The sequence below is a fragment of the Sphingomonas sp. Root710 genome (genome assembly GCF_001429065.1).
Classification (GTDB): domain Bacteria; phylum Pseudomonadota; class Alphaproteobacteria; order Sphingomonadales; family Sphingomonadaceae; genus Rhizorhabdus.
The window spans coordinates 24,962-40,042 of sequence record NZ_LMIB01000002.1 but is presented as its reverse complement, the minus strand read 5'-3'; the positions used below and the strand labels follow the sequence as shown (position 1 = coordinate 40,042).

The window sequence follows — 15,081 nt, the reverse complement described above, 5'->3', positions numbered from 1 at the left end:
TCAGCCACGGGATGATGGTCGTGCACGGCCATTCGGTTTCGGAGCAGATCGACATAAGATCGAACCGGATCGGGATCGACACCGGCGCCTATGCCACGGGCCGGCTTTCCGCCATTGGCCTTCAGGCCGACGAACGCTGGTTCCTGCAGAGCTAGCGCCGGGGAGCTCCCTGGGGTTTGTCCGCCAACCGTCGCTCAGGATGACGTCATATAGCCCGGCGGTGGCCCGTCGCATCGCTCTGAAGATTATTCTGGGTCGAAAATGCCCGTCGCCAGTACCGTCATATAGGTATCGACCGCCTGCTCGAGCGGCAGTTTCGTCCGCCACCCGCGCAGGTCGTAGGATGCGTCGATCGAGGACGTGACGATATGGCTGGCGATCAGCGGATCTACGATCCTGACGCTGCCGTCGTGCATCGCCCAGACGAGATGCCCCATCAGCCCCAGCGCCGTTCGTTCGGATCGCTCGACCGCGCGCTGGCGGACCGAAGCCGGCATCGCCTGCAGCGCCGAAGATCGCAGCAGTGGAAACTCGCCACGAAACTGAAGCGCCAGGGCCGACCGCAGCGTGGTGGCGATCCGGTCCCAGGCCGAGGACCGCTCCTGATCGGCAAGGCGCCGGAGCGACGCCAGCCGGTAGTGGCTGTACCTAGAACAGGCCGCGACAAGTTCGTCCTTGCCTTCGAGATGCCGATAGAAGCTGGTCTTGGCGCGCTTGAGATCGCCGGTGATCCTCTCGACTGACGCTCCCCTATAGCCGAAATCATTGATAAGCCGCGTGGCGACCCGCAGATAATCCTCCTGATCGGCAGCATCGGGTGCGGCATCGAGTGCGATGACGTCCGCCTCCCAGCGCGTGCCGGGCGTGACGAGTCCGCCATCGAAGACCGCGAGCATGCGCTGCCGGACGTTGGGAAAATCACCGATCGCGAAGCGCTGCAGCCAGACCTCCGACCAGAACAATGCTTCGTTGAGGATGTGCGCGCGCGCGGTGAGCAGCCGCTTTCGGTCCTCGGTCGCAACGTCGCCAAAAAAGGCGCGCACCGTACGGAAAATCTCCTGATATTGTCCGATCAGCGCCGACCGGACACCTTCTTCCATGGCCCGAATCTCGGACAGAATGGCGAAGGGCCTGCACTCCCCGCGCAGGGCGCTCGCATATTGCGCGAAATAGAGTTCCATATAGCGCGCCACCCGGGCGCGGGGCGTCGCCTCCCGGCCGGCCTGCTCCGCCAGCCCAGCCAGCCGCGACAAGCTGGCCTCGAACACTGCCGCCGCAAGATGTTCGCGCCGCTTGAAATAATAGGTGACGCTGGACGTGCCGAGGTCGAGCGCACTGGCGACCTCCTGCAGGGTCATGCCCCACACGCCCTTCTGGTTGAGCGACAGCGTCGCCGCATCCAGGATCCGCTGTTTCTGGCGTTCGAAGCGGGTCGAAGAACCCGCTGAGGCGGATGGCGGCGAAGCGGTTCCGGACGGATCACCCTGTGCGTTCATCTCATAGCTTCTTGTCGAAGATGCGCCGGCTGTCGATAGCCGGATGCCGGTGGCTCATCCATTTTTTCGGTTAATTCGAAGATTTATTCTCCATACCCATAACACCAAATACATATATATAATCATATTTTATCTGGACTTCTGACATTCTGATTTTTAAATAGATCGGTGAATCGAAAATATGGTAGCAACCGTCGCCCGGACGTTGAGAAAGGAGCTGAGCCATGGATTTCTCCCTGACTGAACGTGAAACCCATTTTCGGGACCGGGTCCGCCACTTCATGGCCACCGAAGTCCGCCCGCAGATCGGCGCGCTGGAGCAGGAACTCGCGACCGGTGACCGCTGGACACCGCTTCAGACCATCGAGGAACTCAAGCTGAAGGCGAAGGCCGCGGGTCTTTGGAACCTGTTCATGCCGCCCGCCAGCGAACATGGCGAAGCCGATGACGGCTTCGTCTTCACCGGAGAGCGCCTGACAAACGTCGAATATGCGCTGTGCGCCGAGGAGATGGGCCGCATCATGTGGGCGTCGGAAGTGTTCAACTGCTCGGCGCCCGACACCGGCAATATGGAGGTGCTCCATCGCTACGGCACGCGCGCCCAGAAAGACGCCTGGTTGAAGCCGCTGATGGAGGGCGAAATCCGTTCGGCCTTCCTGATGACCGAGCCCGGCGTGGCATCGTCGGACGCCACCAACATCGAAACCTCGATCCGCCGCGAGGGCGGTGAATATGTGATCAACGGCCGCAAATGGTGGTCGTCGGGCGCAGGTGATCCACGCTGCCGGATCGCGATCGTGATGGGCAAGACCGATCCCGAGGCTGAGCCTCACCGCCAGCAGGCGATGATCCTGGTCGACCTCCGGTCGCCGGGCGTCAAGATCGAGCGGATCCTGCCCGTCTATGGCTATGACCATGCGCCGCACGGCCATGCCGAGGTCAGCCTGACCAATGTCCGCGTTCCCGTCGACAATATGCTGCTGGGCGAAGGGCGTGGTTTCGAGATCGCGCAGGGCCGCCTCGGACCCGGCCGCATCCACCATTGCATGCGCACCATCGGCATCGCCGAAGAAGCGCTGGAGGCGATGACCAGGCGGCTGACCTCGCGGACCGCCTTCGGCAAGCGCATCTCGGAACATTCGGTGTGGGAGGAGCGGATCGCCCGCGCGCGCATCGATATAGAGATGACCCGCCTTCTCTGCCTCAAGGCCGCCGACATGATGGACAAGGCCGGCAACAAGGCGGCGCGCAACGAGATCGCGATGATCAAGGTGCAGGCGCCCGCCATGGCGCTGCGCATCCTCGACGACGCGGTGCAGGCGCATGGCGGCGGCGGCGTATCGGACGACTTCGCGCTGGCCGCCGACTGGGCGAGCATCCGCACCCTGCGGCTCGCCGATGGCCCGGACGAGGTTCACGCCCGCGCCATCGCCCGCGCGGAGTTCGGCCGCTACCGGGCCACCGCCCGGTGAGCGATTTCGACGAGGCCGCACTTTCGCGCTGGATATCCAGCGCGATCCCGGGCGGCGCTCGCCTGCAGGCGGTGGAGAAATTCGCGGGCGGCCAATCCAATCCGACCTATCGGGTCCGCACCGATGCCGGCCAATATGTGCTGCGCCGCAAACCCTTTGGCGATCTGCTGCCGTCGGCGCATGCGATCGAGCGCGAATATCGGCTGATCTCGGCGATCCACCCGACGGGCTTCGCCGTACCGGGGCCGGTGGCGCTGTGCGAGGACCGCTCCGTGATCGGCGCGGTATTCTACCTGATGGAGATGGTCGAGGGCCGCACCTTCTGGAACGGAAGCTTGCCGGACCTCGCCAGGCAGGATCGCCGCGCCTGCTACGACGCCATGGTGGACACTCTGGCGGCGCTGCACGCGATCGACCATGAAGCGGTCGGCCTCGGCGATTTCGGCCGCCCCGGCAATTATATGCAGCGGCAGATCGATCGCTGGACGAAGCAATATCGCGCCGCGCAGACCGACGACATCCCCGAGGTCGAGCAGCTGATCGAATGGCTGCCGCGCACTCTGCCCGAACAGGCTGGGCTATCGATCATCCATGGCGACTATCGCCTCGATAATCTGATCTACGCCGCCGATGCGCCGCGGGTACGCGCGGTGCTCGACTGGGAATTGGCGACGATCGGCGACCCCCTCGCCGACTTCGCCTATTTGGCCATGAACTGGGTGCTGCCGCATGAGGGGGGCGCCGCGGTTGGCGGGGTCGATTTCGCCGAAGCCGACATTCCGGCCCTCGACGGCGTCGTCGCACGCTATTGTGCCGCGACCGGGCGGGACGGCCTGCCCGACCTGCACTGGTATTTCGCCTATAATCTGTTCCGGACGGTGGGCATCATCCAAGGCATCAAGAAACGTATGATCGATGGCAACGCATCGAACGCCCGGGCGGCGGAGGCGGCCGCACGCCTGCCCTCAATTGCACGGGCAGGCTGGGCCCAGGCGGAGATCGCCGGCGCATCGCACGGAGGGAGAAAAGCATGAACCTGTTCGATCTGACCGGTAAGGTCGCCATCATCACCGGCTCGTCCCGCGGCATTGGCCGCGCCATAGCCGAAGCCTTCGCGGCGGCGGGCGCGCGGGTCGTCATTTCGAGCCGCAAGCAGCCGGCCTGCGAAGACGTCGCCGCGGCGATCAACGCCGAACATGGCGCGGGACGGGCCATCGCCATCGCCGCCAGCCTATCCGACAAGGCGTCGCTCGAAGCGCTGGTCGCTGAGACCCGGCGGCAGTTCGGCCGCATCGACATCCTGGTCTGCAACGCAGCGAGCAACCCGCATTACGGCCCGGCGATGACGATCAGCGACGAGCAGTTCCGCAAGGTTTTCGAGAACAACGTCCTTTCCAACCACTGGCTCGTGACGATGGTCGCGCCGGAAATGATGGAACGCAGAGATGGCGCGATCATCATCGTCTCCTCGATCGGCGGGCTGATCGGTTCCGATATAATCGGCGCCTATAATATTTCGAAGGCGGCCGACTTCCAGCTGGTCCGCAATCTCGCGGTGGAGTTCGGCCCGCACAATATCCGCATCAATGCGATCGCCCCCGGTGTCACCCGCACCGATTTCGCCCGCGCGCTGTGGGAAGACCCGGCGAAGGAGGAGGCCGTCAAGCGCGCGACTCCGCTGCGCCGCATCGGCGAACCCGATGACATTGCGGGCACTGCGCTGCTGCTCGCGTCGCGGGGCGGCGCATTCATCACCGGACAGGCCATCGTCATCGACGGCGGCTCCACGATCATGGGCGGATGAGACACCGCCCCTCCATCTAGCATCAGGACTCAAACCATGCGCACGCGGATCACCGACCTGTTCGGCATCGAGCATCCCATCATCCAGGGCGGCATGCACCATGTCGGCCTGGCCGAACTGGCCGCCGCGGTGTCCGAAGCGGGCGGCCTCGGCACGATCACCGCGCTTACCCAGCCGACCGCCGCCGACCTCGCGAAGGAAATCGCCCGTTGCCGGACAATGACCGACAAGCCCTTCGCGGTGAACCTGACCTTCCTGCCCTCGGTCAACACGCCCGATTATTCGAGCTATATCGACGCGATCGTCGACGGCGGCGTGCGCATCGTCGAAACCGCGGGCAACAACCCCAAGGCTTGGATGCCGGCTCTCAAGGCGGCGGGGATCAAGGTGATCCACAAATGCACCTCGGTCCGCCACGCACTCAAGGCGCAAGAGATCGGCTGCGATGCGGTCAGCGTCGACGGGTTCGAATGCGGCGGACATCCCGGCGAGGACGATATTCCCAACATGATCCTGCTGCCCCGCGCGGCCGACGAGCTGAGCATCCCCTTCGTCGCCTCGGGCGGCATGGCCGATGGCCGGTCGCTGATGGCAGCCCTGGCGCTGGGCGCCGATGGCATGAACATGGGCACCCGCTTCCTTGCGACCCAGGAAGCCCCCGTCCACCCCAATGTGAAGGCCGCGATCGTCGCCGCCGGCGAACGCGACACCCGGTTGATCATGCGCTCCTTACGCAACACCGAGCGTGTCCTGACCAACCCCGCCGTCGAACGTATCGTCCAGAAGGAGAAGGCGCTGGGCGACGCGATCACGTTCGACGACATCGCGCATGAAGTGGTCGGCGTCTATCGCCGGATCATGAAGGACGGCGAGACCGAGATCGGCGCGTGGAGCTGCGGCATGGTCGCGGGGCTCATCAACGACGTGCCGACCGTCCGCGTCCTGATCGACCGGATCATGGCCGAGGCCGACGAGATCGCCCATGCCCGCTTCGCGACGATGTTCGGCAGAGCCGTCGCGGCGGCCTGACCACCGGCGCCGTTGGACCCGATCGGCCCTGATCGGGCGGCGGCGGTGCAGGCAGATGTGGTTGCCCGTATTTTTCCGGTATCCAGCCTTCCCTCTCATACCCAAAATGCTCTAGCCCTTGGCGATGGATCTTTACCTGCCCATTGCCGGCCTTTCGGTGAACATCCTGGTCATCATCGGCCTGGGCGGGCTCGTCGGCCTGCTGTCGGGGATGTTCGGAGTCGGCGGCGGGTTCCTGACGACGCCGCTGATGATCTTCTACGGCATTCCGCCTGCGGTCGCGGTCGCCTCCTCGGCGCCGCAGATCACCGGCGCCAGCGTCTCGGGCGTGCTTGCCCATGGTCACCGCGGCGGCGTCGATTATCATATGGGGGCGGTGCTGGTGGTCGGCGGCGCGCTCGGCTCGCTGCTCGGCGGCTTCCTGTTCCGCGTGCTGCAGGACATCGGCCAGATCGATACCGTCGTGAACGTCATGTATGTGCTGATGCTCGGCGGCATCGGCATCGTCATGGCGCGTGAGGCGATCCAGGCGCTGATAGCCGAGTGGCGCGGCGAGCAACCGACAGCCGGCGGCAAGCGCCACCATCCGCTGATCGCGATGCTGCCTTTCCGCTGGCGCTTCTACAAATCGGGGCTCTACATCTCCCCCCTCGCCCCGCTGCTGCTAGGCTTCGCCACCGGCGTCATGACCGTGCTGATGGGTGTTGGCGGCGGCTTCATCCTCGTGCCCGCGATGATCTACCTGCTCGGCATGTCGGCGCGGGTCGTCGTCGGCACCTCATTGTTCCAGATATTGTTCGTCACCGCGGCGACCACGCTGATCCACGCGATGACGACCCGCGCGGTGGATCTCGTCCTCACCGGCCTGCTGCTGATCGGCAGCGTCATCGGCGCGCAGTTCGGAGCGCGGTTTGCCCAGAAGATGAAGCCCGAATATCTGCGCCTGATCCTGGCCTTCATCGTGCTGGTCGTGGCGATCCGGATGCTGCTAGGCCTCACCTGGCGGCCGCCGGAAATCTTTACGGTGCAGTTGCAATGAGGAGGCTTTTTCTCCTCCTGCTCGCACCCTTGCTCGTCTCCGCCGAGAACCCCCGGCTGGTGCCGGATGTCTCGCAGCGCAAGATCGAGATCATCTACAGCTTCACCGGTGCGGAACTGCTGCTGTTCGGCGCGATCCTCTATCCCGGCGGCAAGGCGCCGAGCGACGACGCCCAGATCGCGGTCGTGGTAAAGGGGCCATCCGAATCCGTTCTGATCCGCGAGAAGCGCAAGATCGCCGGAATGTGGATCAACGCCGACAGCGCCGATTTCCGCTCGGTTCCATCCTTCTACGCGCTGGCCTCGTCGAAGCCGATCGCCAAGATCGTCGATCCGCGCACGGCGGTGATCTACGAGCTGGGTATCGGCAATATGCAGTTGTCGCCGGCAAGCGGCGGTGATCCAGCCGAGGACCGGCGCTTCGAGGAAGGCCTGATCGATCTCAAGCGGCGCGGCGGCTATTATTCGGAGACCGATCGCGGTGTCGAAATCAGCGAAGGCGTCCTCTATCGCGCGCGCATCGCCATTCCCGCGCGCGTGCCGGTCGGCCGCTACACCGCCGAGACCTTCCTGATCGAGAAAGGCCGCGTGATCGCCGCCGCAACCCGCGACATCGATATCGACAAATCGGGCATGGAAGCCTTCGTCGCGCAGGCGGCCGAACGCCACAGCTTCCTCTATGGCCTGTTCGCGGTGCTGCTGTCGCTCGGGCTGGGCTGGCTCGCCAGCACGATCTTCCGGCGTCTGCGCGAGTAACCCTTGGCGAAGGGCATTTATTAACCGCTCCTCCTTAGAACCGCGCGGGCGCATGGAGGATTGGGCGGCATGAACGACATCGTCGGGGGCACTTCGTTCGAGAAGGCGGCAGGCCTGGCCGCGACGCCACTGGGCCGGATAGAACGCATCACCGGCGGCGACGCCGAGGTGCGGCTCAATCCCCAGCTGCTCGAACTGATGGCGCGCGACGGCGACAGCACGGTCGCGATGGCCGGCGAGATCGGCTCGATGCTGCGGATGATGGTGGCGGGCCGCTGCGTGATCGCCTCGATCCACAACCTTGGCAGCGACGGCGGCGAGATCACCGCGCATATCTCCTTCCTCGGCGAAGGCGTGGTCGACGGCGAAGGGCATGTTGCCGGATTCCGTCGTGGCGTCACGCGCTATCCGCTGCCGGGTACTCCGGTCCACGCGGTGTCGAGCGTCGACACCGTCGCGATCTTCAGCGCCGGCAACGTCCCGCATATCGAGATCGGCACCGTCCATCCGACCAATTCGACACGCGCCGCGCTGCTCGTCGACGCGATGCTCGGCAAGCATTTCGCCTTGCTCGGTTCGACCGGCACCGGCAAATCGACTGCCACCGCGCTGATCCTCCACCGCATCTGCCAGATGGCGCCCGCCGGCCATATCGTGATGATCGACCCGCACGGCGAATATGACGCCGCCTTCGCCGAAGTCGGCGCATCCTACAATGTCACCAACCTGGCGATGCCCTATTGGCTGATGAACTTCGAAGAGCATTGCGAAGTCCTGCTCACCACCACCGGCGCCGAGCGGCAGACCGACGCCGACATCCTTGCCAAATGCATGCTCGCCGCGCGGCAGAAGAATCGCGCCGCCGACACCGTCGCCCGCATCACCGTCGACAGCCCGATCCCCTATGTGCTGTCCGACCTGACCAACATCATCCAGACCGAGATGGGAAAGCTCGACAAGGCGTCCAACAGCGCCCCCTATCTGCGCCTCAAGCAGAAGATCGACGAGATCCGGTCGGATCCGCGCTATCATTTCATGTTCTCGGGCATGCTCGTCGGCGACAGCATGAAGAGCTTCATCAAGCGCATCTTCCGCCTGCCCGGCGACGGCAGGCCGATCTCGGTGATCGACGTGTCGGGTGTGCCGTCCGAAATCACCTCGGTCGTCGTCGCGGTGCTGGCGCGCTGTGTTTTCGACTATGCGATCTGGGCGCGCGGCCAGGCGCAGCATCCGGTGCTGCTGGTCTGCGAGGAGGCGCACCGATACGTCCCCTCGGACCGGTCGGCCAACAATGGCCCGGTCCGCCGTATCCTGGAGCGGATCGCCAAGGAAGGCCGCAAATATGGCGTTTCGCTGGGCCTGGTGACGCAGCGCCCGTCGGACCTCGCGGAAGGCGTGCTGTCGCAATGCGGCACAATCATCTCGATGCGGCTCAACAACGAGCGCGACCAGGCCTTCGTCCGCGCGGCGATGCCCGAAGGCGCGCGCGGCTTCCTCGACTCAATCCCCGCGCTGCGCAACCGCGAGGCGATCATCTGCGGCGAGGGTGTGTCGATCCCGATCCGCGTGGCCTTCGACGATCTGGAGGAAGCGCTGCGCCCAGCGTCGAACGATCCGGTCTTCTCCGATCTGTGGCGCCGTACAGGCGACGAGGATGCGCTGGTCGAGCATGTCATCGGCCGCTGGCGGAATCAGGGCCGCTAAGCTTCTATCATGGCCGTGAACTTCGCCTGCGCCTCGGCGAGCAGCGGCTCGAAATAGTCGAACGGCGGCTCCCGGCTCATCGAGAAGAAGTTCATCGTCGCATTCGCTTCGAACAACAGCAGCCGACCATCGGACATCAGCGCGAAGTCGATCCCGAAATAGTCGAGCGGCACACGGGCCCGTACCGCCTGCAAGACCGACCGCACCTCCGCCGGAAAGGCGGCGAGGCCCCGCTGGACCATCTCGCGTTCCAAGGCGATCGCGGCCGGATGGTGCACCATGAACCGCTCCCTGTCGGGCCCGTGCACATTCCACTGGTCCGAGATGATCCGATGCCGGAAAACCGCGTCCGGACCAAAAAAGAAGAGCCTGATCTTGTGGTACAGCCCGGCCTGATCACGTGATTCGACGAATTCGGTCAGGAAATATTCCTCCTTTCGATCGATTATGGCCGCCAGCGCCTGCGGAGATGCAACGATTCCTGAAATCTCGCCATTATGCGTACCGATTGCGCGCAGGATGGCAGGGAACCGCAATCCTGCGCTCTCGATCGCGCGCAGCGCCAGGTTCGCATGCCCGCGAAACCGGGCGACGCGTGGCACGATCAGGCCATCGATTCCATCCAGCAGATCAGCCATCCGGTCCCGGCTCGACCGCAGAACGTCCTCGGGGCGGTTGATTACCCGGCCGCCATGCTCTCGGAGCAGCCGAGAGGCATATCCCAGCACCTTGGGGTTGAGGTCGGGATCGGTGATCAGGTTCAGGACCGTGCCGATGCGATCGAGCGCCGGCCGGACCTTGAGCCGGGGAAAGTTGCCCGGGATATGCAGGCGGAGAAAGCTGTCGTCAGTGCGCAGCCGCCAGAGGTCGGTGCTGCCGACGTTGCGCACATCGCCATCGGCGGGCCGCACGATACCGCGCTGGTGGTCCGATCCGAAAAGATAGGTAAGCCGCCGATCGGTCAGCCCTTCACGCCCTGCCGGCAGATACACTAGAACATCCCGACCAAAACCTCGCCTGCCTCATAGGCAGACGGAAAATCCTGACAAGCCGCCGCTAACTTATCTCAACCCTTGCGGCAGATGATCCGGCGCAGGCTCCAATCGACACGGAAGCCCTCGGCATCGGCGGCGGTGCCGACAATCTTGGTCATCGCATCCGCCACCTCGGCCGGTTCGCGGCCCTCGATCCCGAACAGGCTCGCGCAATAGCTGCCGGCGTCCACCGCGCCCGCGAAACGCCATGGCACCGGAACAAGCGCATCGCTGAGGACCACGAACCCTGCCTGACGCAGCAAGGGAGCGGTTGCGGCATTGAGGAAGCGGCCCTCATGGCCCGTAGGATTATTCTCGTGGACATAGATGTTCAGGAAACGGTCGGGCGGCGAGCCTTCGGCGACATCGGCGACGACCAGCATCCCCCCGGGACGCAACAGCCGGTGACATTCACGAAAGATCGCCAGCAAGTCCGGCGCATGATGCAAGCCCGCCAGCGAGACGATAGCATCGGCGCAGCCGTCGGGGGCGTCCACGGCCTCGACTGGACTCTGGATACGCCCGGTGCCCGGATCGGCCGGGCAACGATCGAAGAAATATCCGACCGGCTCGACCGCGACATAGCGCTTGTCGGCGGGCAGATAGGCGCGGAGATAGCCCGCCCCCGCCGGCATGTCGAAGACCGTCGCGGAGCCGGGGTCGAGCGGATCGACCACCAGCGCGAACTCCGCATCGCGTGCGTGCGGGAAATCGGCCATGGCCTGCTGATAGCTGTCGGCGCGGCGCGCGAAGATCGCCTCGTAATTGTCGAACATGGCGGGGCTCAATCCTCGTCGGCGAGCATCGCGTTGAACGCGCGCGTCGCCTGGGCCAGGGTGGTTGCGAAATAGGGAAAGGGCGGATCGAAGGCGATCGGGAAGAATTTCATCGTCGCGTTGGCTTCGAACAGCAGCACCCGATCGTCGGGCATCACGGCGAAGTCGATCCCGAAATAATCGAGCGGCATACGCGCGCGGATCGCCAGTATTGCCGCCCGGGCGACGGGCGGCAGCGCGTCAATCCCCCGTTCGATCAGTTCCTGCTCACGCGCGATGGCCCCGGGATGATGGACCAGCACGCGCGGGCGATCGGGGGCGTGGACGTTCCAATGGTCCGACACGAGGCGATGGCGCACCAACGAGCGTTGTCCGAAGAAATAGACGCGGATCTTGTGATAAAGGCCGCTGTCGCTGCGCAGCTCAACGAATTCAGTCAGGAAATAATGCTTGGCGGGGTCGACCCGGGCCAGCAGTTCGTCGCGATCGGTGATGACGCCGATCACATCGCCGTCATGCTTGCCGGTCTCGCGCAAGATCGCCGGAAATCGAATACCCGCCTTGTCGACCGCGCCTGCGGCCAGGTTCGGATGCCCGCGAAAGCGCACCACCCGGGGCACGATCAGCCCGTCAATGCCGTCGAGCAGCCGGGCGACATGATCCCGGCCCGATTTCAGGACAGCCTGCGGCCGGTTGAGTATCTTCCCGCGAAAAGGCTTCAGGAACTGGTCGGCATAATGAAGGACATCGGGATTGAGGTCCGGATCCGTGATCAGGTTGAGGATGATGCGTATCCCGGCCAGCGACGGCCGCGTCTTGATCCTCCGGAAATTGCCCGGAATGTGGATTCGCGCGAAATCGCCGCGGTCCCCTTCGCGCAGGTTCCACACATCGGTGCTACCGGGACTGGCGACACTGCCCGTCCCTGCTGCGACGACGCCGGTCTGCAGGTCCGAACCGAATAGATAAGCGACGCGCCCCCGCGCCTTTTCCCCCTCGCCCATGACTATTTGAACAAGCCTCCAAGAATCCCGCGCACCAGCTGCCCGGCGATCCCGCCGCCCGCGTTGCGCCGTCCGCCACCGAACACCGCACGGCCCAGTTCATTCGCGACCTGACGCCCGACCGACGATGCCGCCGCGCGGGTGGCCGACTGGATGGCGCGGTCGATCCCGGTCGGCTTGGCAGCCTCGCGCGCGGCGATCGCATCCTGCCGCGCCTTTTCCTTGAGCGCCTGCTCCTGCTGCTTCGCCTCGGCCTTGGCCTGGATCGCGGCGGCCTTGTCGGCTTCGACCTGGGCCTTGGCGGCCTGGGCGGCGGCCGCGGCGGCGTTGCCCCGCGCGGCCAATATCTCCTCGGCGGATTCGCGATCGACGACCGTGTCATATTTGCCCGCGACCGGCGAGATCGACTGGATGATCTCACGCTCCTTCGCGTCGAGCGGCCCGAGGCGCGAGCGCGGCGGCGCGATCAGGGTGCGCTGGACGATGCTCGGCGATCCGTCGTCCTGCAGCACAGACACCAGCGCCTCGCCCACCTTGAGCTCGATGATCGCCTTGGCGACGTCGAGATCGGGGTTGATCCGGAAGGTGTCCGCAGCCGCCTCGATCGCCTTCTGGTCGCGCGGGGTGAAGGCGCGCAGCGCATGCTGGACACGGTTGCCGAGTTGCGCCGCGACATCCTCCGGAATATCGATCGGGTTCTGGGTGACGAAATAGACGCCGACGCCCTTCGACCGGATCAGCCGCACCACCTGTTCGATCTTGTCGGTCAGCGCCTTGGGGGCATCCTCGAACAGCAGGTGCGCCTCGTCGAAGAAGAAGACCAGCCTGGGCTTGTCGGGATCGCCGACCTCGGGAAGCGTCTCGAACAGCTCGCTGAGCAGCCAGAGCAGGAAGGTGGCGTAGAGCTTCGGGCTCTGCATCAGCTTGTCGGCGGCCAGCACGTTCACATAGCCGCGTCCCTGATCATCGACGCCCAGAAAATCATGGATGTCGAGCGCGGGTTCGCCGAAGAAATGCGCGCCCCCCTGGCTGTCGAGCTGGAGAAGCTGGCGCTGGATCGATCCGACGCTGGGTTTGGTGACGTTGCCGAACCGCGCCGACAGCGCCTCGGCATTTTCGGCGCAATAGGCGAGCATCGCCTGAAGATCGCCGAGATCGAGCAGCAGCAGCCCTTCCTCGTCGGCATAGCGGAAGGCGATGTTGAGTACGCCTTCCTGCACCTCGTTGAGGTTCATCAGCCGGGCGAGCAGCAGCGGCCCCATTTCGGACACGGTGGTGCGGATGGGATGGCCCTGTTCGCCATAGAGATCCCAGAAGATCGCGGGGTTGTCGCCCCAGGTGAACGGCTCCAGCCCGATCTCCGCGGCGCGCGCGACGAGCTTGTCGGCATTCTTCGCGGTGGGCGACCCGGCCATCGCGATCCCCGCCAGATCGCCCTTCACATCGGCAAGGAAGACGGGAACCCCGGCGGCGGAGAAATTCTCCGCGATACCCTGCAATGTCACCGTCTTGCCGGTTCCGGTCGCTCCCGCGATCAGCCCATGGCGATTGGCGCGGCGCAGGTTGAGATATTGGGGCTGGGGTCCGGAGGCGCTCGGGCTCGCACCGAGGAAAATGCCCTTCTCGTCGATCATGCCGCCATCTCCTACGCTTACCGGATAGGGCCAGCTTAGCGAGCGGGCGGCGCGGTAGGAAGCCGCTCTTGCACAAAGGCGAGCAGCGTCTTTCGATAGGCCGGAGTGTCGAGCGCGGTCACCGCTTCGTGGCTCGCGCCGGGCGCGAACCAGAGCCGCTTGGGGCCCGGCGCGGCGGCGTAAAGCGCGCGGGTTTCGGACGGCGGGGTGTATCGATCCGCTCCGCCCCCGATCACCAGCAGCGGGCCGCGATAAGCGGCGATGCGGGAGCGCGGCGAGAGGTCGCCCGGCCACATGCCGATGCGCGGCTTCGTCTGGAAACTCAACAGGGGTTCGAGCAGCCAGGCTGGCCCCGCGCCCGTCACCGTCGCGATCCGGTTGCGGATCGCTTGGCGGAGATCGCCATAGACGCCCTGGAGGATCAGCGCGTCGGCGGGCAGCGGTCCATCGCCGAGGAGGCTCGCCGCGCCGCCCAGCGACAGGCCGACCACCGCCACCGGCGCACCGTGCTGCTGCCGTTTCAGCCAGTGAAAGGCGGCAGCGGCGTCGCGGCTCTCGTCCCAGCCGAAGCTGTAGCGCGCCGGAGTCGATTGGCCATGGCCGCGAAAGTCGATCGCCAGCGTCGCATAGCCCCGCCGGTTCAGCCAGGCGGCGAGCGCGTCGAATCCGTGACGCGAGCCGCCCTTGGGATGAAGCAGCAGGATCGCGGCTGTGCGGTCGCCCGGCCCGGGGAGATAGGTCGCCGCCAGCGACACGCCGTCCGCGGAGGCGATGGTCAGGTCGTGCGGCGATGGCGGGGTGGCAGGCCCGGGGTGCGGGCGGGTCAGCGCGGCGCCGACCACCCAGCTTGCGCCAAGGCCGAGCAGGATCAGGACGCCAAGGAGGACCGCCGCGCGGCGCATGGTCATCATCCGACACTGCGATCGCGCGGCGTTCCGGTCAATCGCAAGTACGCGGAAATTGCCCGGCGCTCAGGCGTTGGTGCCGCTTATAGCAGAATCATGGAGACGAGCGATGCCGCGTGGAGACAAGGGCGCCTATACCGACAAGCAAAAGCGCAAGGCCGAGCATATCGAGGAAGGCTATGAGAAACGCGGCGTGCCGAAAAAGCAGGCTGAAGCCCGTGCATGGGCCACCGTCAACAAGGAGTCGGGCGGCGGCAACAAATCGGGCTCGGGCCGCGGCAAGAAGGATACCCATGAATCCTCTTCTCGCGGCGGCAGCGCCAACAAGTCCGGATCGGCGGAACAGCGATCGGCGGCGGCACGCAAGGGCTGGGTCACGCGGCGGAAGAATGCGGGGAAGTAAACAGGTCGTCATCCCGGCGGAGACAG

14 protein-coding genes and 1 pseudogene are annotated in these 15,081 nt (G+C 65.3%); 9 read left to right on the top strand and 6 right to left on the bottom strand.

All coding sequences use genetic code 11. From position 1 onward, the window contains the following. Positions 1 to 155: pseudogene (locus ASE00_RS24030) on the top strand (serine/threonine protein phosphatase); the annotation flags it as partial. A gap of 90 nt (positions 156 to 245) precedes the next feature. On the opposite strand, the gene ASE00_RS08955 reads toward ASE00_RS24030, so the two are convergent. Continuing rightward, positions 246 to 1,496, bottom strand: a complete 1,251-nt coding sequence (locus tag ASE00_RS08955) for a TetR/AcrR family transcriptional regulator (protein WP_056379540.1) — start codon at positions 1,494 to 1,496, stop codon at positions 246 to 248. 224 nt (positions 1,497 to 1,720) lie between these two features. On the opposite strand from ASE00_RS08955, the gene ASE00_RS08950 reads away from it, so the two are divergent. The 7 genes from ASE00_RS08950 to ASE00_RS08920 all read left to right on the top strand — a co-directional run bounded on the left by ASE00_RS08950 (position 1,721) and on the right by ASE00_RS08920 (position 9,299). Next, positions 1,721 to 2,968 (top strand): acyl-CoA dehydrogenase family protein, encoded by a 1,248-nt coding sequence (locus tag ASE00_RS08950; protein WP_056379538.1) that lies wholly within the window; start codon positions 1,721 to 1,723, stop codon positions 2,966 to 2,968. Then, positions 2,965 to 4,002 carry a phosphotransferase family protein gene (locus ASE00_RS08945; RefSeq protein ID WP_056379536.1) on the top strand — a complete coding sequence of 346 codons (1,038 nt, stop codon included), beginning with the start codon at positions 2,965 to 2,967 and terminating at the stop codon, positions 4,000 to 4,002. The genes ASE00_RS08950 and ASE00_RS08945 overlap by 4 nt, the downstream gene beginning before the upstream one ends. Next, positions 3,999 to 4,772: an SDR family oxidoreductase gene (locus tag ASE00_RS08940; protein ID WP_056379534.1), complete on the top strand. Its 774-nt coding sequence runs from the start codon at positions 3,999 to 4,001 to the stop codon at positions 4,770 to 4,772. The genes ASE00_RS08945 and ASE00_RS08940 overlap by 4 nt, the downstream gene beginning before the upstream one ends. A 36-nt stretch (positions 4,773 to 4,808) precedes the next feature. Beyond that, a complete protein-coding gene (locus ASE00_RS08935; protein WP_056379533.1) occupies positions 4,809 to 5,801 on the top strand; it encodes an NAD(P)H-dependent flavin oxidoreductase in 993 nt (330 codons plus the stop codon). 124 nt (positions 5,802 to 5,925) lie between these two features. Further along, positions 5,926 to 6,840, top strand: a complete 915-nt coding sequence (locus ASE00_RS08930) for a sulfite exporter TauE/SafE family protein (protein ID WP_056379531.1) — start codon at positions 5,926 to 5,928, stop codon at positions 6,838 to 6,840. Continuing rightward, a complete protein-coding gene (locus ASE00_RS08925; protein WP_056379529.1) occupies positions 6,837 to 7,595 on the top strand; it encodes a TIGR02186 family protein in 759 nt (252 codons plus the stop codon). The genes ASE00_RS08930 and ASE00_RS08925 overlap by 4 nt, the downstream gene beginning before the upstream one ends. A gap of 69 nt (positions 7,596 to 7,664) precedes the next feature. Next, positions 7,665 to 9,299, top strand: a complete 1,635-nt coding sequence (locus ASE00_RS08920) for an ATP-binding protein (RefSeq protein WP_056379527.1) — start codon at positions 7,665 to 7,667, stop codon at positions 9,297 to 9,299. Here ASE00_RS08920 and ASE00_RS08915 read toward each other — a convergent pair. From ASE00_RS08915 to ASE00_RS08895, 5 genes are all read right to left on the bottom strand, one after another. Next, the gene (locus ASE00_RS08915; protein WP_235538605.1) at positions 9,296 to 10,291 is read right to left on the bottom strand and encodes an ATP-grasp domain-containing protein; all 996 of its coding nucleotides are present in this window, start codon (positions 10,289 to 10,291) and stop codon (positions 9,296 to 9,298) included. The two genes, ASE00_RS08920 and ASE00_RS08915, sit on opposite strands and share 4 nt — an antisense overlap. Positions 10,292 to 10,365: 74 nt before the next feature. Beyond that, positions 10,366 to 11,109 carry a class I SAM-dependent methyltransferase gene (locus tag ASE00_RS08910; protein ID WP_056379525.1) on the bottom strand — a complete coding sequence of 248 codons (744 nt, stop codon included), beginning with the start codon at positions 11,107 to 11,109 and terminating at the stop codon, positions 10,366 to 10,368. An 8-nt stretch (positions 11,110 to 11,117) separates the two neighbouring features. Next, positions 11,118 to 12,113, bottom strand: a complete 996-nt coding sequence (locus tag ASE00_RS08905) for a hypothetical protein (protein ID WP_056379523.1) — start codon at positions 12,111 to 12,113, stop codon at positions 11,118 to 11,120. A 2-nt stretch (positions 12,114 to 12,115) separates the two neighbouring features. Further along, positions 12,116 to 13,747, bottom strand: a complete 1,632-nt coding sequence (locus tag ASE00_RS08900) for a helicase HerA-like domain-containing protein (RefSeq protein WP_056379521.1) — start codon at positions 13,745 to 13,747, stop codon at positions 12,116 to 12,118. Between the two features lie 35 nt (positions 13,748 to 13,782). Further along, positions 13,783 to 14,655, bottom strand: coding sequence for an alpha/beta hydrolase (locus ASE00_RS08895; protein ID WP_235538604.1), 873 nt, complete (start codon positions 14,653 to 14,655; stop codon positions 13,783 to 13,785). A gap of 106 nt (positions 14,656 to 14,761) precedes the next feature. Here ASE00_RS08895 and ASE00_RS08890 point away from each other — a divergent pair, with 106 nt between their 5' ends. After that, complete coding sequence (locus ASE00_RS08890) at positions 14,762 to 15,055, top strand: hypothetical protein (protein WP_056379518.1); 294 nt, start codon at positions 14,762 to 14,764, stop codon at positions 15,053 to 15,055. The last annotated feature ends 26 nt before the right edge of the window (positions 15,056 to 15,081 follow it).